This window comes from Azospirillum griseum, from assembly GCF_003966125.1.
Lineage (GTDB): Bacteria > Pseudomonadota > Alphaproteobacteria > Azospirillales > Azospirillaceae > Azospirillum > Azospirillum griseum.
Genome location: NZ_RXMA01000020.1, coordinates 13,206 through 36,708, shown reverse-complemented (window position 1 = coordinate 36,708; position 23,503 = coordinate 13,206). Strand labels below are relative to the sequence as shown.

Below are 23,503 nucleotides of genomic sequence, written 5' to 3'. Positions count from 1 at the left end.
TATTCTATATTGTGTATACATCACAGTCCATAATCAAAATCAATAAAATCCTCCTGACATGTTGGATTTTTAATTATCGATAAATATCGTATTATTAAAATTTTATGAACAATTTACCAGAGGCAAAAATGAAATACAAAGTCTCAAAATTCAAAAATCAAACAGAAGCGCTTAAATATATTTCCATATTTATTCAAAACGGAAATCATCTTAGGACCGGCAAGCCACTCAATGATTTCGGAGGGATGCGCTCGCGTGAAATATTAGGGAACTGGTTAATATGCAGCGCCGTCAATTTTATTTTCGGACAAGATCGGCTAACTTTCAGCAGCGACCCAACTGGTGGCGACGGTGTCATCTACGACACTATAACGGGAGAAACATGGCCGACAGAGCATGTGATGGCTTGCTCAAGTCCTAACTCCGAAGTTGAAAACGCCGAAACCCTGATTCTAAAGCAAATTTACCTAAAACTGAATAAAGGTGGAGCAGCTTATGCCTCTGGCAAAACACTAGTAGTGTTTCTTGACATCGGAATCGGTTCTTGGTCCCCGGATAGGGTCGCGAGAAGATTGCCTGATCCGCTCCACTTTGACAATGTCTGGGTGGTGGGCTTACAGGAATTCGATGAGAATCAGTATGTCTATGCAGTCACCCGACTCGATCTTCGCCTAGGCCGTGTTCCGGTATGGTCTGTACGCCTCGGTAAGGACTTCTGCACCTGGGAAGTAGACGCAATGCAATAGTCGTTGATCTTCCGCACTGACGGATGTGATCGCTACTGACGATGTCTGTCTTGATTTTAAACCAAGCCCCCGCCCGCGCCGGGGGCGTTGCGCGGCGGGGGGGCTTGCGGGTATGGTTCGGGCGGTCTTTGAAAGCTCCCGTGTCGTCTTGCGCCCGGGGCGCCGCCCGTCAAGCCGCGATCGTCGATGACACTGAAAAAAGCCGAGCTGGCAACGCCCTATCTCAGCGGCCTGCTCGATTTCTGGATCTCCAAATGCGTCGCCGGGTCCCTGCCGGTTCCCAGCGCCATCGCGCCCGCCGATCTGCGTCCGTGGAAGGATCACATCGTCGTGTTCGAGGTGATCGGCGACGACAGCGGTGACGGCAACGGCGGGGCCAACAGCGGCCCGGCGGCCTTTGTCTATTCCTATTACGGGCAGGCGTTGGCCACCGCCTTTGGCCATTCGCGGCTGGGGGCGACGCTGGACGATCTGCCCGCCGAACAGCGCGCCATCCTGCAACCGGAATACGACGCCGTGCGGCGCGAACGGGTGCCGCTGGTCCGCGTCCACACCGCCGATTTCGATGGCCGAACCCGCAGTTGGGAACGGCTGGTGCTGCCGCTGTCCAGCGACGGCGTGACCATCGACAAGCTGCTGGTCGCCGCCTATGAGCTGACCGCCGTCCGGCCCGCCCACAGCCCGGCCCCCAGCAGCCTGCCGCCCCTTCCCATCCCCACCGTTCCGAAGCCGGGAGTCTCGGCATGACGCCGCGTATGCCGCACCTCACCGCCCCGCCGACCCAGGCGGGCGTCGTCACCGCCGATGAGTTCAATCTGTGGTGCGCGCTGAACGGCCGCCCCTTCAACCTCGTTCCCAACCCGCGCGGCGAAGGCCGGGTGGTCTGGGATGTCGAGGTGCTGCCGGGCACGCCGCGCGCCGGAACCGTCTATTCCACCAACATGGCGGACGAGGCGCTGGCCGTGGTCGCCGGCTTCGCCTTCATGTCCGGCGTCGATTGGGCCTATGAGGCGCGCGAACCGGGCGAGGTGCCGCCGACGGCGCCCTCGCCCTACAGCGCCGCCCCCGGCCAGCCGACCAGCGCCGCGCCGCTGCCGCCGACCGGCCCCACAGGGGGCGACGCGCCGCCGGTGGCGACCGGTGGCCAGCCGGACGGGCCGGTGGTCTATCCGGCGGTCTATTCGCTGCCCGCCGTCACCCTGTTGCAGAACCCGCCGCCGCGCCCGCCGCAGCAGCACGACGAAGGGCTGCTGGCCCGCAACGCGCGGATGCTGGAAACCGTCCTGAAGAATTTCCGCGTGCGCGGCGAGATCATGGACGTGCGCCCCGGCCCGGTGGTGACGCTGTACGAATTCGAACCGGCCCCCGGCACCAAATCGGCCACCGTCATCAACCTGACCGACGACATCGCCCGCTCGATGAGCGTCGTCACCGCCCGCATCGCCATCGTGCCGGGCCGCAGCGTGATCGGCGTGGAATTGCCGAACCCGGTGCGCGAGATGGTGTATCTGCGCGAAAGCTTCGACCACGACGCCTTCCGCAACACCAACGCGCAATTGGCCATCGGGCTGGGCAAGGACATCAGCGGCGAACCCATCGTCGCCGATCTGGCCAAGATGCCCCATCTGCTGGTCGCCGGAACCACCGGATCGGGCAAGTCGGTCGCCATCAACACCATGATCCTGTCGCTGCTGTACCGGCTGCCGCCGGAGCGTTGCCGCTTCATCATGGTCGACCCCAAGATGCTGGAGCTGTCGGTCTATGACGGCATCCCCCACCTGCTGACCCCGGTCGTCACCGACCCGAAAAAGGCGGTGGTCGCCCTGCGCTGGGCCGTGCGGGAGATGGAAAGCCGCTACGAGTCCATGTCCAAACTGGGCGTGCGCAACATCGAAGGCTACAACGCCCGCATGGCCGAGATGATCGCGGCGGGCGAAAAGATGCCGCGCCGCCCGACCCCGCCCGGCGAACCGGAAAACGTGCTGGACCTGACGCCGCAGGACCCCACCCCGCTGCCCTACATCGTCGTCATCGTCGACGAGATGGCCGACCTGATGCTGGTAGCGGGCAAGGAGATCGAGGCGGCGATCCAGCGGTTGGCCCAAATGGCGCGCGCGGCGGGCATCCACCTGATCATGGCGACGCAACGCCCGTCGGTGGACGTCATCACCGGGACCATCAAGGCCAATTTCCCCACCCGCATCAGCTTCCAGGTGACGAGCAAGATCGACAGCCGCACCATCCTGGGCGAGGCCGGGGCCGAACAGCTGCTGGGCCAGGGCGACATGCTCTACATGCAGGGCGGCGGGCGGATCACCCGCGTCCATGGCCCCTTCGTCTCCGACGCCGAGGTCGAGGAGATCGTGCAGTACGTCAAGGCGCAGGGCGCGCCGAACTACGTCACCGCGATCACCGAGGAAGAGGACGAGATCCAGACCGTGGAGGAGGACGACACCAGCGGCGGCGGCGGCCTGAGCGGCGACGATCTTTACATGCAGGCGGTCAATCTGGTGGTGCGCGAGGGCAAGGTTTCCGTCAGCTTCATCCAGCGCCAGTTGCAGATCGGCTACAACCGCGCCGCCCGTCTGGTCGAGCGGATGGAAACCGAACGCGTGGTCAGCGCCGCCAACCACCAGGGCAAGCGCGAGGTGCTGCTGTCCACGGCGGGCCTGTCGGCCAAACGCGCGGGGGTTTGAGCGCCGTGTCGGAGAGCCACCCCCCATTGTCCAATAAACCCGCAGAGTTAGGCGACAACCGTATTTACAACGCGGTTGTCGCTTTCTGTATTGTTTTGACCGTTGTGACGACCGTTATTTTTGCCCATAGTTTGTCCGCATATTTCATAGTTATGAAAGGCGGCAAAGCACCTGGAGGATCAGGTGATAAAGCTTCTGGGGAATCAAAAGAAATATCACTTGGAGATTACGGATCCCAAGGCGATTTTTTCGGTGGGCACTTTGGACCAATCATTGGTTCTTTAACATTGCTTGTTGTTATATACTCTGGTCATGTTCAACTACAGTCACAAAACCGATTTTTTCGCGAGCAGCAGAGAAAAGCCGATGAAGCTCTGTTTTATCAAAGCTTTACCCAGGGTCTCGACCTGATTTCGCAATGGGACCGCACGGAAGCCGGTTGCTCTCAAGCATTGAGATTAGTGGATTATTACGCAAGAATCGCTTGTGAAAGGAAAGAGCCGGAACTCTACCGTCTCTTAAACACAGTAATAACCGGAAAAATGAGGAACCTTCTCGAAGGGGGAGGGGAGGAATATTTTATCACAAACTATCCATATGCAGTCGTTGCGCTTGAAGAAATCAAAAAAATCAGAAAAGAAACCATGGATTTCAAAAAAGAACACAAAGACATTCTTGACGCGGCAAAACTCAAAGTGAAACCCAGAACAAAAGAAGGCAAAACTGAAAAATGATCCGGCCGCACCGAATTGTTCTTGTCTTTCCCGTTTCTGAAACCCCTCCACCCCGCTTGCGCAAGCACAAGCGGGGTAGGTCACTGGACCTCACCCCCATTATGACGGGGGCAGGGGAGTTGCCTCAGCAGAACTCATGGGTAAGAATTTATCATTTTCGACGGGAATTGCAAGCCGGTCCATACTGAGTCACACGGAAGAGTGACGCTGAAATATGAAAAACGGGGCACCGCCATGAATCCCAAGGCTCATTTCGAACGTCTGGCCCTGTACAACCGCTGGGCCAACCGGCGGCTGTACGACACGGCGTCGGCCCTGACCGACAACCAGTTCCGCGAGGATCGCGGGGCGTTCTTCGGGTCGGTCTGTGGCACGCTGAACCACATTCTGGTCGCCGATCAGATTTGGATGGGCCGGATCGAACAGGCGGGGCCTCGGCACAGCGCCCTTGACCTGATCCTGCACGAGGGCCTTGCCGATCTGCGCGCCGCGCGCGAGGCGGAGGATGAACGCATCCTGCGCGTCGTCGCCGCCCAGCCGGACGACCGCTTCGACAGCCTGTTCGCCTACACGAACGTCGCCGGAGTCCCGCAGGAATTGCCCTTCGGCCCGGTGCTGACCCACATCTTCAACCACCAGACCCACCATCGTGGGCAGGCCAGCACGCTGTTGAGCCAGTTCGGGTTGAAGACCCCGGTCATGGATTTCGTCTATTTCCTGACGCAAGGCTGAGGCGATCATGAGCCAGCCCATCACCGACCTCGCCGCGCTGGAGGCCCTGTACGGCGCGCCCGCTGCGCCATCGCTGGCCAAGGAGTGCGACCGGCTGACCCCCGGCTACCGCACGCTGATCGAGACGTCGCCTTTCTTTGTGCTGGCCACCAGCGGGCCGGACGGGTTGGACGCCTCGCCGCGCGGCGACAGCCCTGGCTTCATCGCGGTGGCCGATGACAAGACGCTGCTGCTTCCCGACCGGCGCGGCAACAACCGCATCGATTCGCTGCGCAACATCCTGCACGACCCGCGCGTCGCTCTGCTGTTCCTCATTCCCGGCGTCAACGAGACGCTGCGGGTGAATGGCCGGGCGGTGATCGACGGGGATCCGGCGCTGTGCGGCCGCTTCGCCGTGGACGGCAAAGCGCCGAAATCGGTGCTGGTCGTCACCATCGACGCCGTGTTCTTCCAATGCGCCCGCGCCGTGCTGCGCGCCCGGCTGTGGGATCCCGCCGCGCAGGTGGCGCGCGCCAGCCTGCCATCCACCGGCGCGCTGCTGGCCGAGGCCAGCGCCGGGCAGGAGGGAGGCGACGCCTATGACCGCTCCCTGAACGAGCGGATCCCCAAAACCCTGTATTGACGGGTTATTGAGCGGCGAGCGGCTGGGCCGCCGCCTGCGCGGCCTCGGCACGCTCCAGAGCCTCCACCGGGCCGATGGGCAAGCGTAGGGTGAAGACCGATCCCTGCCCCGGCTGGCTGTCGATCCGCAGGTCGCCGCCATGGGCGTCGAGGATCTTGCGGGTCAGATACAGCCCCACCCCGGACCCCTTGGTGCCTTTCGAGGAGGTGGCGCGGAAATAGATGCTGCCGATGCGCGCCGCCTCTTCCGCGCTCATGCCCCGGCCCTGGTCGGCGACGGCGATGGACAGGACGCCATCGGCCACCGCCGCGCTGACCGTCACCGGCGATCCCGCCGGCGAATAGCGCAGGGCGTTCTGCACCACATTGCCAAGCGCCAGGCTGAGAAACTGGGGGTCGCCAATCAGGGCCTGCTCGGGCCGATCCAGGCACAGGGTGATCCGGCTGTCGGCCCCGGCCACCAACCGGTCCTCCAGGGTCAGCGCCAGCAACCCGCCCACCGTCATGCGTTCGGCCTGCAAGGCCAACGCGCCATGGTCCAGCGCCTGGGACGACAGAAAGACATCGACCAGATCGGTCAGCTTGCGGACGGTCCCGCGAATGCGCTCCAGCCGCTTTTCAGCCAGCGGGCGGTCGGCCACGTCCAGCGCGATCATCTGCGCCGCCCCGTCGATGGAGGCGAGCGGCGTGCGGAACTCGTGCGACAGCATCGCCACGAAGATGCGCTGCTCCTCCGCCCGCTTGGTGGCGAAGAGAGCGCTTTGGTCGGCCCGCACCCGTTCCATCTGAAGATCGCGGATGCGCAGCGCCAACCCCGCACCCATCACCAGCGTGCCGATGGCCGCGAACAGCTGATACGGGTCGATCAGCAAGTCCGAAGGCAATGCACCCCGGATCTTCATTTGCGACAGCACCATCCCGATGAAGGACATGAGCGTGGTTGCCAGATAGAATCGCAAACTGGCGTTTCCCCGTGTCCGCCGGATCATGACGACGATCAACACGACGCTGACCACCGTCATCACCGCCGACAGCAGCGAGTTCACCGGGTTGGCGTAGCGGAACCAGTCGCTGTTCGCGGTGGTGGACAGCAAGGCCGACAACACGGCCACCGCCAGATAAACAGGACGCAGCCGGGGAAAGTTCTGCCGCAGGTCCAGCAACCGGTTCCACAGCAACATCGCCGCCGCCGTCCCCAACAACCCGACGCTGCCCACCAGGATGTTGAAGACCCACCCCGGTGTGTCGGGCAGGAACACCGCGCTGAATCCGTTGGCACTGAAGAAATAGACGATGATCGTCACCAGATAGCCGACATAGGCGAGCAACGCGCTGTCGCGCAGCAGGATTCCCAGCGCGGCGTAACCCAGCGCCAGGATGGCGATGACGCCAAAGAACACACCATGGACGACCAGTTCGCTGGTCTGGCGCGCGGCGAAGGCCGCCGGGGTGCGCAGGCGGGCCGAGACACTCATCGCGCTGATGCTGTCCACCCGCAGATAGAGCGTCAGCGTCCTGCCCTCCGGCAGGCGCAGCGGCGCGCTGTGCAGGCGGGTTTGCATCGGGCGTTCGCTGAAGGGCACGAAATCACCCATGCGGATCACCCGGTAATCCTCCGGCCCCATCGCCGTGCCGTCCTCGGCCCGTGGCGCGTACAGGTCGAAATGATCGACATAGGCCTCGCCCAACTCCAGGAACCAATCGGCCTCCGCCCCCGCCTCCCGCCGGATGTCGAATCGCAGCCAATGGATGTTGCGGGTCTGGCCCGCGCCGAAGAACGCACCCCCCGCCTGGAACCGCCCTTCGGCGTCGGCGCGCAGAATGTCGGCGAAGGACAGGGAACGGTCCGTGTCGATCAGGCGGCTGAAATGGCCCGACAGGCTGTGCGACACGGCCCCCGGCGTCAGCGGCAGGGGGACCGGTGCCGCCGCCAGCGCCGACCGGACGACAAGGACACCGAGCAGCGCCACCAACAGGCCGCACCACCCCCCCGACCAACCCACCCGGTTTGCACAGCGCCTCGCGCGCATCGACGTCTCCCGTTTGCGTCAGACCGCTTCCCAACTGGTCCAACGCGGATACCACGAAAAGCGTTTAGGATCCGAACCTGTTTCACAGGCGCGACGGCGACAGGCTGAACTCCAACAGCGACTCGACCTTCGACAGGTCGGCGATCAACCGCATCGGATCCTGCAAGCCGTTGGCCTGCAACATCAACTGGCATTCGAACTGGTTGCTGTCGTTGCGCAGATGGAACGACCAGTCGATCACCTCGAACCCGTGCGCCTTCACCTGGGCGCGCAAATCATCGGTGGACGGGGCCTTGTCGCGGGGAAAGACCAGCGACAGGCGGATGACCGTCTGGTGCGGCAGCCGGGCTTCCAATTGACGGAACATCGTCATGATGGCGACGCAGACGACCGCCGCCGCGATGGCCACGGCGTAAAAGCCCAACCCGATGGTGATGCCGATCGCCGCCGTCGCCCAGATCGACGCGGCGGTGGACAGGCCCCGGATCGACATGCCTTCGCGCATGATGACCCCGGCCCCGAGAAAGCCGATGCCGGTGACAATGCCCTGGATGACGCGGGTCGGATCCCCGGCCCCGCCAACCGCCCCCTGCGACCCATGGCCGCCGAACCACATGCCGGGATAGGCGTTGACCACCGTCAGCACCGTGGCGGCCAGACAGACCAGCCCGTAGGTGCGCATCCCCGCCGCCCGCCCGTGGTAGGAGCGCTCGTAGCCCATCAGCATCCCCACGGCCAGCGCGCCGAGAAGATGCAGGAAAATCAGACCGTTGGTCACAAGTTCGGCGTGGGACCAATAGGACAGCAGCACATCCATCAGCGGCACACCCGATGCGGTTGAAAACAGCCCTGACCATCAGCCTACACCCCGGATGACCGCGCCGTCTGCGACAAGCGGGCACACGGCGAAGAATGCCCCCGCTTGACCTGGGTCAATTCCAGACCACCCGAAAAGGACCAATACTTAGGGATGAAGCGGCCTCATACCTTGGGGCCACAAAACCGCCCCGACGGATCGAGAACCACCATGACGCCGTCCGCCTCTTCCACCCCGCCCGCCGCCCACAGCGCGACCACCACCAGCCGCCGCGCCGAAACCCTGATGTTTCTGGCCCTGACGGTGCTGGTCTGGCCGCTCATCGCCGTCGGGTCGGTCGGGGCCTACGGCTTTTCGATCTGGTTCTACCAGATCCTGACCCATTGAAGGGCCTCGCCATGCCGGTCAACCCGTCGCCGTCGCACACCCAATCCGCGCCCGCCGCCCATCTGGCGCGCACCCCGGAGATCCACATCTCCAGCCTGATCGTGCAGCACGACCCGGCCCGGACCGACGCCATCCGCGACGCGGCCAGCGGCATCGACGGGTTGGAGTGGTGCGCGGCGGAAAACGGCAAGGCCATCGTCACGCTGGTGACGCCCACCGCACACGCCGTGCTCGACCACATCGACGCGCTGAACGCGCTGCCCGGCGTCCACACCGCCACCATGGTCTACCACCATTGCGAGCCAGCCGACGCCATCGACGCGCCGCTCAGCTGACACCGGCGCCAGACCGCCCGCCCCGTCGCCCGCACAAGACATTCGTCCAGGAGAGTTTCCGATGCTGTTGTCCCGCCGCGATTACCTGAAGGCGCAGGCCGCCGCAGCCGCCGCAGCGGCGGCGGGGGTCAGCCTGCCCGCCTCCGCCACCAACCTGTTGACCGGCGATGGTGCCAAGCTGAACTGGTCGAAGGCCCCCTGCCGGTTCTGCGGAACCGGGTGCAGCGTGATGGTCGGGGTGAAGGACGGGGCCGTCGTCGCCACCCACGGCGACGTGAAGTCGGAGGTCAACCGGGGCCTGAACTGCGTGAAGGGCTATTTCCTGTCCAAGATCATGTATGGCGAGGACCGGCTGACCACGCCGCTGCTGCGCATGACCAACGGGAAATTCGACAAGGACGGCGAATTCACCCCGATCACCTGGGACCAGGCCTTCGACATCATGGCGGAGAAGTGGAAGGAGGCCCTGAAGAAGAAGGGGCCGACCTCCGTCGGCATGTTCGGGTCGGGCCAATGGACGATCTATGAGGGCTACGCCGCGTCCAAATTCATGAAGGCGGGCCTGCGCTCCAACAATCTGGACCCCAACGCCCGCCACTGCATGGCCTCGGCGGTCATGGGCTTCATGCGCACCTTCGGCATGGACGAGCCGATGGGCTGCTACGACGACATGGAGAACGCCGACGCCTTCGTCCTCTGGGGGTCGAACATGGCGGAGATGCACCCCATCCTGTGGACCCGCATCACCGACCGCCGCCTGAGCCATCCGGGGTGCAAGGTCGCCGTCCTGTCCACCTTCGAGCATCGCAGCTTCGATCTGGCCGACATCGGCATGGTCTTCACGCCGGGTTCCGATCTGGCGATCCTGAACTACATCGCCAACCACATCATCCAAAGCGGCAAGGTCGACAAGGAGTTCGTCGCCAAGCACTGCAATTTCAAGCGCGGGCGCGACGACATCGGTTACGGCCTGCGCCCCGAACACCCGCTGGAGAAGAAGGCCAAGAACGCCGACAAGGCCACCGAATCCGATCCGATCAGCTTCGAGGAGTTCGCGAAGTTCGTCGAACCCTACACGCTGGACAAGGCGCACGAACTGTCGGGCGTGCCCAAGAACCGGCTGGAGGCGCTGGCCGCGCTCTACGCCGATCCCACGGTGAAGGTCATGTCCCTGTGGACCATGGGCTTCAACCAGCATGTGCGTGGGGTGTGGGCCAACAATCTGGTCTACAACATCCATCTGCTGACCGGGAAAATCTCGCAGCCCGGCAACGGCCCCTTCTCGCTGACCGGCCAGCCCTCGGCCTGCGGCACAGCGCGCGAGGTCGGGACCTTCGCCCACCGGCTGCCCGCCGACATGGTGGTGACGAACCCCGAACACCGTCGCCACGCCGAAGAGATTTGGAAGCTGCCGCCGGGGACCATCCCGGAAAAGCCCGGCTTCCACGCGGTGTTGCAGGACCGCATGTTGAAGGATGGCAAGCTCAACGCCTATTGGGTCCAATGCACCAACAACATGCAGACGGCCCCCAACACGGCGAAGGAGACCTTCCCCGGCTACCGCAACCCGGAAAACTTCGTCGTCGTCTCCGACCCCTACCCGACGGTGACGGCGCTGGCCGCCGACCTGATCCTGCCGACCGCCATGTGGGTGGAGAAGGAGGGCGGCTACGGCAACGCCGAACGCCGCACGCAATTGTGGCGGCAACTGGTCAACGCGCCCGGCGGCGCGCGGTCGGACCTGTGGCAGATCGTGGAATTCTCCAAGCGCTTCAAGGTCGAGGAAGTGTGGCCCGAAGAGCTGTTGGCGAAAAAGCCGGAGCTGCGCGGCAAGACCCTGTATGAGGTGCTGTACCGCAACGGACAGGTGGACCGCTTCCCGCTGTCCGATTGCGCGCCGGATTACGAGAATTTCGAAGCCAAGCAGTTCGGTTTCTACCTGCAAAAGGGCCTGTTCGAGGAATACGCCGCCTTCGGGCGCGGCCACGGCCATGATCTGGCGGATTTCGACCGCTACCACAGCGAGCGCGGGCTGCGCTGGCCGGTGGTCAACGGGCAGGAAACCAAATGGCGCTACCGCGAGGGGACCGATCCCTATGTGAAGCCGGGCGAGGGCGTGCGCTTCTACGGCAACAAGGACGGGCGGGCCAACATCTTCGCCCTGCCCTATGAGCCGCCCGCCGAAGCGCCCGACGCCGAATACCCCTTCTGGCTGTCCACCGGCCGGGTGATCGAGCATTGGCACAGCGGCTCCATGACGCTGCGCGTGCCCGAACTGCGCAAGGCCGTGCCCAACGCCGTGGTGTTCATGCACCCCGACGACGCCAAGAACCTGAACGTGCGCCGTGGGCAGGAGGTGCGCGTCACCTCCCGGCGCGGCGAGGTGCGGGTGCGGGTGGAAACGCGCGGGCGCAACAAGCCGCCGCGCGGCCTCGTCTTCGTGCCCTTCTTCGACCACACCGTGCTCATCAACAAGGTGACGCTGGACGCCACCGACCCGATCAGCAAACAGACCGACTTCAAGAAATGCGCGGTCAAGATCACCCCCGTGAGCGCGTGAGGAGCCTTGCCATGAAACGCATCCTGTTCGCCGCCCTGGTGCTGGCCGCCGCCGTTCCGGCCCTCGTCACCGGGGTGGTCGCCGCCGATGGACAACCGGGGCCGCGCGTCTCGTCCGGCCCGCACCCGATCACGCTGGACGTTCCGGCCGAAAGCACCAACCGCGAGATCGTCGATGACGTGAAGCGCGTGCGCAACTACGCCGACCAACCACCGCTGATCCCCCACGCCATCCGCGATTACCAGATCGACCTGAACATCAACAAATGCCTGACCTGCCACGACCGGCGGAACACCGAAGGGTCGCAGGCCCCGATGGTGTCGGTCACGCATTTCCAGGACCGCGACGGCCAGACGCTGGGCACCGTGTCGCCGCGCCGTTACTTCTGCACGCAATGCCACGTACCGCAGACCGACGCCAAGCCCATCGTCGGCAACCGCTTCCGCGATTTCGACGCGGTGCTGGGGGCCGGACCCGCGAAGGAAGGCGCAAAGTAACATGGCGATCACCACAGCGATCCGGAACGCGGTCGCGGCCTGCTGGCGCGTCTTCGCGCGGCCCAGCGTGCATTACAGCCTGGGGTTCCTGACCCTGGGCGGCTTCATCGCCGGGGTGCTGTTCTGGGGCGGCTTCAACACCGCCCTGGAGGCCACCAACACGGAAGCCTTCTGCATCAGCTGCCACGAGATGCGCGACAACCCCTATGAGGAGTTGAAGCAGACCATCCACTTCACCAACCGGTCGGGCGTGCGGGCCAGCTGCCCGGATTGCCACGTCCCCCACCAATGGACCGACAAGATCGCCCGCAAGATGCAGGCGTCCAAAGAGGTCTGGGGCAAGATCTTCGGGACCATCGACACCCGCGAAAAGTTCCTGGACAAGCGCCGCGAACTGGCCGGGCACGAATGGGACCGGCTGAAGGCGAACAACTCGCTGGAATGCCGCAACTGCCACAGCGCCGAATCGATGGACATCACCAAACAGACCCCGCGCGCGGCCAAGCTGCACGAAACCTTCCTGTTCACCGGGCAGAAGACCTGCATCGACTGTCACAAAGGCATCGCCCACCGCCTGCCCGACATGACCGGCGTCGAACCGGGTTGGACCGCCAGCGCCATCAAGTGATCCGTCTCCCCACCGCTGAGACGACTGCGCGCCCTTCCCCCATCGCGGGAGAAGGGCGTTTTTTTGCCATCACGCCGGGGAGGGGGCAGAGGGCTTTATCGCCGACACACCGTCACCACAGCACATCCAGGGCGATGAGAGCGAGCAGCGTCACCGCCACCGCTTCGGCCAGGCCCAGCAGCGCGCGCAGGCCCAGCGCCACCCACCAGCTGGCCCAGTCACGGCGGTGGCGGACCTCCGACAGCAGATAGTTTTGGATGCCGATGACCGTGCGGCGGGCCGACAGGTCGATCAGGCCGCCGACCAGCGCGACGATGCCGGTGCCGAGCACATAGTAAAGGCCACCCTTCCACCCGGCGAAGTGATCGGGATTGGCGAGAAAGACCAGGGTGCCGACGGCGATCCAGACGGTGGCGGGCCAGACGCCGACGATGTCGGGGCCGACGCCCGCCGGTGGGGTCTTCAACGGCCCCGGTTTCGGCGTTCGCTGCGGCGATCCAGATCGGTTCGGTCCCACCATCGCACCCCCACCGACTCAGCCGCCAGGGACGTGGCGGTAGGCGAGGATGCGGGTGGCCTTGCCGCCCTCCTCGTCGGCCAACGGCAGCAGCAGTTCGACGAATCGGGTGCCGGGCAGCATCGGGTCGTCGCGCACCATCAGGCAGCGCGGTTCGCCGCTGTCCAGGCAGGCGCGCAGATCGGCCAACCAGCGTTCGGCGGCCTGCGGCGGGTGGCATTCCGTCACCCGGCGGGTGGTGGCGCGCTGCGGCAGGCGGCGTTGCAGGGCGCGCCCGCAGGAACGGTAGACGAAATCACCGTCGGCGGTCGGTTCCATCAGACAGACGCGCGGCACGGTTTCACGGATTTGCGCGGTGTCGATCTCCCGCACCAGCGGAATCGCCCGCTTGCGCTTCAGCCGCAGCCAATGGGTGTAGAGAACCCGGACCTGCGGAGTCTGTTCCACATCCAGCGGATCGGCGCGGCAGGGCAGCGCCTCGGCCTCCACCACAGCGGCGGCGGACACGCCCGGTGCGGCGGTGGTGGCCGGAGTCGCCTGGGCCGTCGCCGCACCCGCGCCGGAGGCCGCCGCGCTTTGCCCGGCGACGAAGACGGACGGGCCGGCGGGGCCGCCGCTGGTCGGGGTCGGCCCGCCGATGCGCCCGCCATGCTTCTTCAGCGTCGGCAGCGGCGACCAGGCGGCGCAGGTGTGATAGGCCTTGGTGACTTTGCGGTAATCGTGGCTGCTGGCGGTGCGGCATTCGCCCTCCGCCCCGTGTCGGCCCACGCGCACCAGCGTGTTGTCTTCCGACAGCGCGCGGTCGCCCCCCCATGACACGCAGGCGGCGCAGGCGCGGCTGTCCTTGGCGAAGGCGTGGCTCATCGTCGGGTCCGTAACTTCCTGATGGAGAGGGCGCGACCGGTGGTCGTGACAAAGTGATGCCCCCCTTTGCGATGGGGTTCAAGCGCCACGTCCACCCCGGCCCCCGCGACGGTAACGCAGTCATGTGAGGGTGACATCCATGCCACCCCTTCCCCCCCGGACCCGAACCCCCTATAAGGGGGCCTTGCACGACAAACCTCGCCCGCTCCTTGACCCCGGTTCCCGGCGTCTGGGGGCTTTCGGCTGACCAAACGTTAGAGAAGCGGACCCATGCCCAAACGCACCGACATCAAATCCATCTGCATCATCGGCGCGGGTCCGATCGTCATCGGGCAGGCTTGCGAGTTCGACTATTCCGGCGTCCAGGCCTGCAAGGCCCTGCGCGAGGAAGGCTATCGCGTCATCCTGGTGAACAGCAACCCGGCCACCATCATGACCGACCCCGGTCTGGCCGACGCCACCTACATCGAGCCGATCACCCCGGCGGTGGTCGCCAAGATCCTGGAAAAGGAGCGCCCCGACGCGCTGCTGCCCACCATGGGCGGCCAGACGGCGCTGAACACCGCCATGGCGCTGTCGGACGACGGCACGCTGGAACGGCTGGGCGTGGAGATGATCGGCGCCAAGCGCGACGTCATCGCCAAGGCCGAGGACCGCATCCTGTTCCGCGACGCCATGGACAAGCTGGGGCTGGAAAGCCCGCGTTCGCGCATGGTCAAGACGCTGACCGACGCGATGGACGCGCTGGATTTCGTCGGCCTGCCCGCCATCATCCGCCCCAGCTTCACGCTGGCCGGGACCGGCGGCGGCATCGCCTACAACCGGGCGGAGTTCGAGGACATCGTGCGCGGCGGCCTGCGCGCCAGCCCGGTCGGCGAGGTGCTGATCGAGGAATCGGTGCTGGGCTGGAAAGAGTATGAGATGGAGGTGGTGCGCGACGGCGCGGACAACTGCATCATCATCTGCGCCATCGAAAACATCGACCCGATGGGCGTCCACACCGGCGATTCGATCACCGTCGCCCCGGCGCTGACGCTGACCGACAAAGAATACCAGATCATGCGCGACGCCTCGATCGCCGTGCTGCGCGAGATCGGCGTGGACACCGGCGGGTCGAACGTGCAGTTCGCCGTCAACCCGGCCAACGGCCGCCTGATCGTCATCGAAATGAACCCGCGCGTGTCGCGCTCGTCGGCGCTGGCGTCGAAGGCCACCGGCTTCCCCATCGCCAAGATCGCGGCGAAGCTGGCCGTCGGCTACCGCCTGGACGAGCTGACCAACGACATCACCGGCACGACGCCCGCCAGCTTCGAACCGACCATCGACTACGTCGTCACCAAGATGCCGCGCTTCACCTTTGAGAAGTTCAAGGGTGCCGAGCCGCTGCTGACCACCTCGATGAAGTCGGTCGGCGAAGCCATGTCGATCGGCCGCACCTTCCAGGAATCGGTCCAGAAGGCGTTGCGCTCGATGGAAACCGGCCTGACCGGCTTCAACGAGGTCAAGATCGGTGACGGGACTCCCGACCGCGCCACGATTCGCGGCGCGCTGGCCAAGCCCACCCCCGACCGCCTGCTGGTGCTGGCCCAGGCCTTCCGCCACGGCTTCACCGTGGCCGAGGTTCAGGCCGCGTCCAAGTACGACCCCTGGTTCCTGGAGCAGATCAAGGCCATCGTCGACCGCGAGGCGGTGATCCGCGCCGACGGCCTGCCGACCGACAAGGCCGGATGGCTGGCGCTGAAGCAGATGGGCTTCTCCGACGCCCGTCTGGCCGAACTGGCCCAGACGACCGAACTGGCGGTGGCCGCCGCCCGTCGCGGGGCTGGCGTCACCCCGGTGTTCAAGCGCATCGACACCTGTGCCGCCGAATTCGCGTCGGCCACCCCCTACATGTACTCGACCTACGAGACCGACGGGGCTGGCGAGGCGGAGTGCGAATCGGAACCGACCGACAAGCGCAAGGTCGTCATCCTGGGCGGCGGTCCGAACCGCATCGGCCAGGGCATCGAGTTCGATTACTGCTGCGTCCACGCCGTCTACGCGTTGCAGGAAGCCGGGATCGAAACGATCATGGTCAATTGCAACCCGGAAACCGTCTCCACCGACTATGACACCGCCGACCGCCTGTATTTCGAACCGCTGACCGCCGAAGACGTGGTCGAGCTGGTGCGGGTCGAGCAGCGCAACGGCACGGTTCTGGGCTGCATCGTGCAGTTCGGCGGCCAAACCCCGCTGAAGCTGGCGCAGGCCCTGGAAACCGCCGGGATCCCGATCCTGGGCACCTCGCCCGACGCCATCGATCTGGCCGAGGACCGCGAGCGCTTCCAACGCCTGCTGCACGAGCTGAACCTGAAGCAGCCCGCCAACGGTCTGGCCCGCTCGCTGGAAGAGGCCGAGCTGGTGGCCGCGCGCATCGGCTTCCCGGTCGTCATCCGTCCGTCCTACGTGCTGGGCGGCCGGGCGATGGAGATCGTCCACGACATGGCCGGGCTTCAGCGCTACATGGGGACCGCCGTCCAGGTGTCGGGCAAGAACCCGGTGCTGATCGACAGCTATCTCCAGGACGCCATCGAGGTGGATGTGGACGTCGTCTGCGACGGCACCGACGTGTATGTCGCGGGCGTGATGGAGCACATCGAAGAGGCCGGCATCCATTCCGGCGACAGCGCCTGCGCCCTGCCGCCCTATTCGCTGCCCGGTGAAACGATCGCCGAGATCAACCGCCAGTCCGACGCGCTCGCCCGCGCCCTGAAGGTCGTCGGCCTGATGAACGTCCAGTTCGCGGTCAAGGACGGCATGGTCTACATCCTGGAGGTCAACCCGCGCGCCTCGCGCACGGTTCCCTTCGTCGCCAAGGCCACCGGCACCGCCATCGCCAAGATCGCCGCCCGCGTCATGGCCGGGGAAAAGCTGGCCAGCTTCACGCTGAACGGCCCGACCCCGCCGCACACGGCGGTCAAGGAGGCGGTGTTCCCGTTCGCCCGTTTCCCCGGTGTGGACATCGTGCTCGGCCCGGAAATGAAGTCCACCGGCGAGGTCATGGGCCTCGACCACAATTTCGCGTTGGCCTTCGCCAAGGCGCAGTTGGGGGCGGGCGTCAATCTGCCGGTCAAGGGGACCGTCTTCGTCTCGGTCAAGGACCGCGACAAGGCCGCGCTGGCGGTGATCGCGGGCAAGCTGCACGAGATGGGCTTCCGCGTGCTGGCCACCGTCGGCACGGCGGCGGTCTTCCGCGAAGCCGGTGTTCCGGCGGAGGCGATCAACAAGGTGGCCGAAGGGCAGCCGCACATCGTGGACGCGATGATCAACGGCGACGTCCACCTGATCATCAACACCACGGAAGGCGCGCAGGCGCTGGCCGACAGCTTCAGCCTGCGCCGCACGGCCCTGACCTACAACATCCCCTACTACACCACGGTGGCGGGTGCCCGCGCGGCGGTGGAAGCGATTGCCGCACTTAGGAACGGCAGCCTTGAAGTTGCGCCGTTGCAGTCGTACCTTAGCGGATCATATTAAGGATGGACGACGGCGCGGCGGACCTCCTCCGCGCCGTCTTTATTCCTTGAGGTCTGGTTTTGTACGGGTTGAACGTCTGCAAGCGGTGATGGACCACACATGGAAAAAGTTCCGATGACAGCGGCGGGCTTCAACCGCCTTCAAGAGGAATTGAAGCACCTGAAAGTGACCGAGCGTCCGGCGGTCATCAAGGCCATCGCCGAAGCGCGCGAGCACGGGGATCTGTCGGAAAACGCCGAGTATCACGCGGCGCGCGAGCGCCAGAGCTTCATCGAAGGCCGTGTGCTGGAGCTGGAAGACAAGATCAGCCGGGCCGAGGTCATCGACCCGACCAAGCTGTCGGGCAACACCGTGAAGTTCGGGGCCACCATCACCCTGGCCGACGAGGACACGGACGAGGAAACCACCTACCAGATCGTTGGTCAGGACGAGAGCGACATCAAGAACGGTCGCCTGTCGATCCAGGCCCCATTGGCCCGCGCGCTGATCAACAAGGCGGTTGGCGACAGCGTGGAGGTCTCCACCCCGGGCGGCTCCAAGATGTACGAAATCGTCTCGGTGGAATTCCGCTGAGCGTTTTCGGGCTGGGGGTTTTGAGGGAGCGCGGCGCGGTTGTGGCACCGTGCTCCCCTCATCGCCCTTGCCCCGTATCGTCCTGATTTCGCATCGCCCTGATTTCGCCGGGCGCGGCAACGGCGCTGGTGTTTACCCCCGCCCGCCCTTCAACTGCTCCTGCAGGAAGACGCGCACGCGCCCGATGGAATCCTGTCGGGCCTCCTCGTCGGTCCCGACATGGGCGGTCCCGGTCGGGGCGGTGGCGAGGTTCTTGCGCTTGCGCACCGGCGCGTCGGGCGCGTCAAAGCCGTGATAGGCGTTGGGGTAGACGACCAGTTCCGTCCGCTCCTTCACCCCGTCGCGCTTGACCAGATCCAGACAGGGTTGGATCGGAGTCCAATCGTCCTTTTCACCGACCAGCAGCAACAGCGGCCCGTCGGGCTGCCAATCCTCGTTCTTCAGCGGCGATTTGCAGCCGGGGTAGAAGGCGATGGCGGCGCGGTAGCCACCCCCCTCCTTGCCCGCCGGGCCATCCTGCCCCGCGCCAAAGGCCGACAGCACGGTCCCACCGCCCTGCGACCAGCCCATCAGGGCGATGCGCTCGCGGTCCACCTCGGGACGGCCGCGCAGATAGGTCAGCGCGGCCCAGGCGTCGCGCTTGCGCTCCATGCCCGACCGCACCGGGCGGTCCTTCAACGGGCCGGAACAGACGTCGGTGACGCCGCGCGGGCCGAAACTGTCCACCATCAGCACGGCGTAGCCCTGCTGCTGGAGCATCGTCGCCCACCAGACATGGCGCGCAGCCACCCGCCCGGTGCTTTTGGCGTAAAGACCACCGCAGCCATGCAGCAACACCACCGACGGGTGCGGCCCGTTGCCCGCCGGGCGCAGCAGACGCCCGGTCAGAATCGTCGGCGCACCGCCGGTCAGGTCGCCGTCCTGCGAGGGAAAGCGCACGATCTCTTCGGCGTGCACCCCCGGCGCGGCCGTTGCCGGGGCTGGCAGCGCCGCCGCAAGGGCCACCGCCGCGCCAAACAGAACGCCGACCGCCGCCGACCGGCGGAAAGCCCCCGTCGCCGTCCGGCGAAACGCTGATGCCATCATCCTCACTCATCCCCGCTGCGCCGCACCACCAGCCTGCGGCGGTGCACCCGGCACGGATAGTAGCATCCCGTTGACGGAAAACACCCCTTGCAAACGGCCAACCCCGCCCTGCGCGTCTCCGTCTTTCGCATGAAGAGGGCCTTTCGCATGACGAGGGCCAACGGACGGAACCGGCTGTGGCCGCAACCCGGTTGTGGTAAGGCTGGGGCCATGACCCAGCCCCACCCTCCCCCCATGTCAGCCCCACCGCCCTTCGGCGCGTTCTGCCTCTATTGGCTGCGCCTGGGGCTGACCAGCTTCGGCGGCCCCGCCGGGCAAATCGCGATGATGCAGAGCGAGCTGGTGGACCGGCGCGGCTGGATCGACCAGACGCGCTTTCTGCACGCGCTGAATTTCTGCATGCTGCTGCCGGGGCCGGAGGCGCAGCAACTGGCCACCTATGTCGGCTGGCGGCTGCACGGGGTGCGCGGTGGGCTGGTCGCGGGCGGGCTGTTCGTGCTGCCCGGCACGCTGCTGCTGCTGCTGCTCTCCTGGCTGGCCGCCGCGCACGGCGACGCCGGTCTGGTCGGCGCGGTGTTCGACGGGATCAAGCCGGTGGTGGTCGCCATCGTGCTGGCGGCGGTGTGGCGCATGGGCCGCCGGACGCTGACCGGCGCACCGGGGGTGGCGCTGGCGGCGGTGGCCTTCCTGGCGCTGGCCGCGTTGCATCTGCCCTTTCCGCTGGTGATCGGCGCGGCGGGGCTGGTCGGCGCGGTGGCGGCGACGCGCGGACGGCACTGGTTCACCCACCCCCACCCGCCCGATGACCGCCACCTGACGGGCGACACCCCGCCGGGCGCGGCGCGGCTGCTGCGCCTGCTGCTGATCTGCGCCGCGCTGTGGCTCATCCCGGTGGCGGCGGCGCTGCTGACGCTGGGACGCGATCCCTGGCTGGGGGTGGCGGCGCTGTTCACCAAGGCGGCCTTCGTCACCTTCGGCGGGGCCTACGCCGTGTTGCCCTACATCGCGCAGCAGGCGGTGGAGGTCTATGGCTGGCTGACCCCGCGCGAGATGGTGGACGGGCTGGCGCTGGCCGAAACCACGCCGGGGCCGCTGATCCTGGTCACGCAATATGTCGGCTTCTTCGCGGGCTGGAACCATCCGGGCGCGCTGTCGCCCGCGCTGGCGGGCACGCTGGCGGCGGCGCTGACCACGCACGTCACCTTCCTGCCCTGCTTCCTGTTCATCTTCGCCGGTGCCCCGTACGTCGAACGCCTGATCCGCAACCGCGCGGCGGCGGGGGCGCTGGGGGCCATCGCGGCGGCGGTGGTCGGCGTCATCCTGAATCTGGGCGTCTATCTGGGCGCGGCGGTGCTGCTGCCCGACGGACGTCCCGACCCGCTGGCCTGGGGGTTGGCGGCGGCGGCGCTGCTGGCGCTGACCCGCTGGAAGCTGGCCATTCATTGGGTGGTCCTGGCCGGGGCGGGCGTCGGTCTGACCCGCGCGCTGCTGCTGCCCGGCCTGCTGTAACCCCCCAACGCCCTTGCCCAGACACTGCCCTCATGACAACGAAACGCCCGCGCCCGCCCTGAACGAATCAGGGCGGGCGCGGGCGTTCGGAACCGGGTCACGCGGGCCGATCACGCGAACGAGGGGTCACTCGTCGGCGTAATCGTCCTCGTCGTCCTCGCTCCCATCGGGGATGTCGGGCGAATCGACGTCGATCGGCACGCCGGGCGTGTGCTTGGATGTGCGAATCGACAGCGCCGATTTCACATGGGCCACGTTCGGGGCCGCCGTCAGCTTCGTGGTCAGGAAGCGCTGGTAATCGTCCCAGTCCTCCGCCACGATCTTCAGGACAAAGTCATACTCGCCCGCCAGCATGTTGCATTCACGCACCAGCGGCCAGCTGTTGACGAGATCCTCAAACTTCTTTAGGTCGGCTTCGGCCTGACTGCTCAAGCCCACCTGGGCGAACACGGTGACGCCGAACCCGAGCGCGTCGGGGTTGACGTCCGCGTGATAGCCACGGATGAATCCAGCCTCTTCCAACGCGCGAACGCGACGCAGGCAGGGAGGCGCGGAGATGCCGGCACGCCGGGCAAGCTCCACGTTGGTCATCCGACCGTCGTTCTGCAGATCGCGCAGAATCCGCCGGTCAATTCGGTCGAGTTTAACCCGCCGCATGGTTGAGTCGGTCGCTCCAGGGGTGATTTGGAGAAAGGATATTACACAGTGATCGTGTCTACGCCAAGACCCAAACCCTGACAAGAGCCGAACCCGGCCCTTTCCCCCCGCAATCGCTCCCCGCCCTTTCCCCACCGACAGCCCGAGACATGATGCAACACCTCACCTGCTGGGTGGTTTCCGATGGCAAACCCGGCATGGAAAACCAGTGCATCGGCCTGGCCGAAGCCCTGGGCCTGACGCCGGTCATCAAGCGCGTGGCCCTGCGCAGCCCCTGGCGGCAGCTCAGCCCCTATCTGCGCGTCGGCAACCGCTTTGCCGCCGGTCCCAAGGGCGACCCGATCCGCGCGCCCTGGCCCGACCTGCTGATCGGCACCGGGCGGCAGAGCATCGCCGCGTCGCTGGCGGTGCGCGAGCAATCGCGCGGCAGGACCTTCACCGTGCAGATCCAGGATCCGCAGATCGCGCCGCGTCATTTCGATCTGGTGGTCGTGCCGCGCCACGACAAGCTGCGCGGCGACAACGTGCTGGTGACGCGCGGCGCGCTGCACCGGGTCACGCCCGCCATCCTGGCCGACGCGGCGGCGCGATTCGCCCCGCGTCTGGCCCATCTGCCCAGCCCGCGAATCGCCGTGCTGATCGGCGGCGACAACGGCGTCTACCGGCTGACCCCGGAGATCACCGCGCGGGTGGCCGACCAGTTGGCCGCGCTGGCCCGCAGCCACGGGGCCGGGCTGATGGTGACGCCGTCGCGCCGCACCGGGGCGGCGAACGAAGCGATCCTGCGCGAACGCCTGTCCGGTCTGGCGGCGGAGGTGTGGGACGGCAGCGGCGAGAATCCCTATTTCGGCTATCTCGGGCTGGCCGACGCCGTGGTCGTCACCTGCGACAGCGTGTCGATGACGTCGGAGGCCTGCTCCACCGGCAAACCGACCTACGTCATTGAACTGGAAGGCGGGTCGCCGAAATTCCGCGCCTTCCACGACGGGCTGTATCAGGACGGCATCACCCGCCGGTTCGACGGCGCGCTGGACCGCTGGGATCACCCGCTGCTCGACGACACCCAGCGGGTGGCCGAGGATCTGCGCCACCGGCTGGCCGCCCACCGGGCGCGCCACCATCACGGCTGACGGGGTTCCGCCAGGGACGGGGCGGATGGCGGAATGGATGGCGGGGTGGGCGCGACCAATCGGCGCATCCCCTGGTATGACCAGTTTTCCGCTTTTCTGCCGCCGCGCGCGTGCCATAAACGCGGCGGAACACCTCCGTTTTTCCATTCCACCCCGGATGACCGACCGATGACCTCGCCCGCCGCCGCCGTTTCCCAGAGCTTCCTGCGCTGCCTGGACCGCAGCCGGGCCGCCGCGCAGCCCTACCGGCACTGGCTGTTGTCCGACGCCCTGCCCGACGACAGCGCCGACGCCATCGCCGCCCTGCCCTGGGGACCGCCGCCGGTGTCCGACACCTACGGCAAGCGCGAGACGAACAACGCGTCGCGCACCTATTTCGGCGTGGAAAACAGGGCGCAGCATCCGGTGTGCGAAGAGGTCGCCCAGGCCTTCCAGAGCACGGCCGTCACCGACGCCATTCAAAAGACCTGCGACGTCGATCTGACCGGCACCAACCTGCGCATCGAATATTGCCAGGACACCGATGGCTTTTGGCTGGAACCGCACACCGACATCGGCGTGAAGAAATTCACCATGCTGATTTATCTGTCGAAGGGGCCGGGCTGCGAGGATTGGGGAACCGACGTGCTGGACGACAGCAAGACCATCGTCGCCCGCGCCCCCTACGCCTTCAACGAGGGGCTGATCTTCATCCCCGGTTCCAACACCTGGCACGGCTTTGCCAAGCGCCCGATCAACGGCGTTCGCAAATCGATCATCGTGAACTATGTGTCGTCGGAATGGCGGGCGCGCCACGAGCTGTGCTTCCCCGACCACCCCATTGCGTGATTTAACCCGTGACCGGATGAGCGCCGTTGACCGACGGCGC

General features: G+C 65.9%; 22 protein-coding genes. 16 read left to right on the top strand and 6 right to left on the bottom strand.

Going from position 1 to position 23,503, the window contains the following annotated elements:
- The first annotated feature begins 128 nt into the window (after positions 1–128).
- The 6 genes from EJ903_RS18550 (at position 129) to EJ903_RS18525 (ending at position 5,530) form a co-directional block, all read left to right on the top strand.
- Positions 129–746, top strand: coding sequence for a hypothetical protein (locus EJ903_RS18550; protein WP_126618223.1), 618 nt, complete (start codon positions 129–131; stop codon positions 744–746).
- 186 nt (positions 747–932) lie between these two features.
- Positions 933–1,493, top strand: coding sequence for a PAS domain-containing protein (locus EJ903_RS18545; protein WP_126618221.1), 561 nt, complete (start codon positions 933–935; stop codon positions 1,491–1,493).
- Entirely contained in the window at positions 1,490–3,442 is a 1,953-nt protein-coding gene (locus EJ903_RS18540; RefSeq protein WP_126618219.1) for a DNA translocase FtsK, read from the top strand. The genes EJ903_RS18545 and EJ903_RS18540 overlap by 4 nt, the downstream gene beginning before the upstream one ends.
- A gap of 5 nt (positions 3,443–3,447) precedes the next feature.
- The gene (locus EJ903_RS18535) at positions 3,448–4,176 is read left to right on the top strand and encodes a hypothetical protein (protein ID WP_126618217.1); all 729 of its coding nucleotides are present in this window, start codon (positions 3,448–3,450) and stop codon (positions 4,174–4,176) included.
- 234 nt (positions 4,177–4,410) lie between these two features.
- Positions 4,411–4,908 carry a DinB family protein gene (locus EJ903_RS18530; protein WP_126618215.1) on the top strand — a complete coding sequence of 166 codons (498 nt, stop codon included), beginning with the start codon at positions 4,411–4,413 and terminating at the stop codon, positions 4,906–4,908.
- A gap of 7 nt (positions 4,909–4,915) precedes the next feature.
- Positions 4,916–5,530, top strand: coding sequence for a pyridoxamine 5'-phosphate oxidase family protein (locus tag EJ903_RS18525; RefSeq protein ID WP_126618213.1), 615 nt, complete (start codon positions 4,916–4,918; stop codon positions 5,528–5,530).
- A 4-nt stretch (positions 5,531–5,534) separates the two neighbouring features.
- Here the strand turns inward: EJ903_RS18525 and EJ903_RS18520 are convergent, their stop codons facing one another.
- The gene (locus EJ903_RS18520; protein ID WP_158627953.1) at positions 5,535–7,499 is read right to left on the bottom strand and encodes a sensor histidine kinase; all 1,965 of its coding nucleotides are present in this window, start codon (positions 7,497–7,499) and stop codon (positions 5,535–5,537) included.
- A gap of 142 nt (positions 7,500–7,641) precedes the next feature.
- Positions 7,642–8,376, bottom strand: a complete 735-nt coding sequence (locus EJ903_RS18515; protein WP_126618208.1) for an MgtC/SapB family protein — start codon at positions 8,374–8,376, stop codon at positions 7,642–7,644.
- A gap of 210 nt (positions 8,377–8,586) precedes the next feature.
- On the opposite strand from EJ903_RS18515, the gene EJ903_RS18510 reads away from it, so the two are divergent.
- The 5 genes from EJ903_RS18510 (at position 8,587) to EJ903_RS18490 (ending at position 12,783) form a co-directional block, all read left to right on the top strand.
- Positions 8,587–8,763, top strand: a complete 177-nt coding sequence (locus tag EJ903_RS18510) for a periplasmic nitrate reductase, NapE protein (RefSeq protein WP_126618206.1) — start codon at positions 8,587–8,589, stop codon at positions 8,761–8,763.
- Positions 8,764–8,774: 11 nt separating this feature from the next.
- The gene (locus EJ903_RS18505) at positions 8,775–9,098 is read left to right on the top strand and encodes a chaperone NapD (protein WP_246015730.1); all 324 of its coding nucleotides are present in this window, start codon (positions 8,775–8,777) and stop codon (positions 9,096–9,098) included.
- A gap of 61 nt (positions 9,099–9,159) precedes the next feature.
- Positions 9,160–11,658, top strand: a complete 2,499-nt coding sequence (gene napA, locus EJ903_RS18500) for a nitrate reductase catalytic subunit NapA (RefSeq protein WP_126618204.1) — start codon at positions 9,160–9,162, stop codon at positions 11,656–11,658.
- An 11-nt stretch (positions 11,659–11,669) separates the two neighbouring features.
- Entirely contained in the window at positions 11,670–12,155 is a 486-nt protein-coding gene (locus EJ903_RS18495; RefSeq protein WP_126618201.1) for a nitrate reductase cytochrome c-type subunit, read from the top strand.
- Position 12,156: 1 nt separating this feature from the next.
- Positions 12,157–12,783 carry a NapC/NirT family cytochrome c gene (locus EJ903_RS18490; RefSeq protein WP_126618199.1) on the top strand — a complete coding sequence of 209 codons (627 nt, stop codon included), beginning with the start codon at positions 12,157–12,159 and terminating at the stop codon, positions 12,781–12,783.
- Between the two features lie 112 nt (positions 12,784–12,895).
- On the opposite strand, the gene EJ903_RS18485 is transcribed toward EJ903_RS18490, so the two are convergent.
- Together EJ903_RS18485 and EJ903_RS18480 are read right to left on the bottom strand one after the other, a co-directional pair.
- The gene (locus tag EJ903_RS18485; protein WP_126618197.1) at positions 12,896–13,249 is read right to left on the bottom strand and encodes a hypothetical protein; all 354 of its coding nucleotides are present in this window, start codon (positions 13,247–13,249) and stop codon (positions 12,896–12,898) included.
- Between the two features lie 69 nt (positions 13,250–13,318).
- A complete protein-coding gene (locus EJ903_RS18480; protein ID WP_126618195.1) occupies positions 13,319–14,164 on the bottom strand; it encodes a PAS domain-containing protein in 846 nt (281 codons plus the stop codon).
- Positions 14,165–14,434: 270 nt separating this feature from the next.
- Between EJ903_RS18480 and carB the strand changes: the two genes are divergently transcribed.
- Positions 14,435–17,680: a carbamoyl-phosphate synthase large subunit gene (gene carB / locus EJ903_RS18475; protein ID WP_126618193.1), complete on the top strand. Its 3,246-nt coding sequence runs from the start codon at positions 14,435–14,437 to the stop codon at positions 17,678–17,680.
- Positions 17,681–17,779: 99 nt separating this feature from the next.
- Complete coding sequence (gene greA / locus EJ903_RS18470) at positions 17,780–18,253, top strand: transcription elongation factor GreA (RefSeq protein WP_126618191.1); 474 nt, start codon at positions 17,780–17,782, stop codon at positions 18,251–18,253.
- A gap of 132 nt (positions 18,254–18,385) precedes the next feature.
- Here greA and EJ903_RS18465 read toward each other — a convergent pair whose 3' ends face one another.
- The gene (locus EJ903_RS18465) at positions 18,386–19,339 is read right to left on the bottom strand and encodes a dienelactone hydrolase family protein (RefSeq protein WP_246015728.1); all 954 of its coding nucleotides are present in this window, start codon (positions 19,337–19,339) and stop codon (positions 18,386–18,388) included.
- A gap of 210 nt (positions 19,340–19,549) precedes the next feature.
- Between EJ903_RS18465 and chrA the strand changes: the two genes are divergently transcribed.
- Positions 19,550–20,848, top strand: coding sequence for a chromate efflux transporter (chrA, locus tag EJ903_RS18460; RefSeq protein ID WP_210211477.1), 1,299 nt, complete (start codon positions 19,550–19,552; stop codon positions 20,846–20,848).
- Positions 20,849–20,974: 126 nt separating this feature from the next.
- Here the strand turns inward: chrA and EJ903_RS18455 are convergent, their stop codons facing one another.
- Positions 20,975–21,505 (bottom strand): Lrp/AsnC family transcriptional regulator, encoded by a 531-nt coding sequence (locus EJ903_RS18455; RefSeq protein ID WP_126618189.1) that lies wholly within the window; start codon positions 21,503–21,505, stop codon positions 20,975–20,977.
- 149 nt (positions 21,506–21,654) lie between these two features.
- Between EJ903_RS18455 and EJ903_RS18450 the strand changes: the two genes are divergently transcribed.
- Together EJ903_RS18450 and EJ903_RS18445 are read left to right on the top strand one after the other, a co-directional pair.
- Positions 21,655–22,635 (top strand): mitochondrial fission ELM1 family protein, encoded by a 981-nt coding sequence (locus EJ903_RS18450; protein ID WP_126618187.1) that lies wholly within the window; start codon positions 21,655–21,657, stop codon positions 22,633–22,635.
- Positions 22,636–22,803: 168 nt separating this feature from the next.
- Entirely contained in the window at positions 22,804–23,463 is a 660-nt protein-coding gene (locus EJ903_RS18445; protein WP_126618186.1) for a 2OG-Fe(II) oxygenase, read from the top strand.
- Positions 23,464–23,503 lie beyond the last annotated feature (40 nt).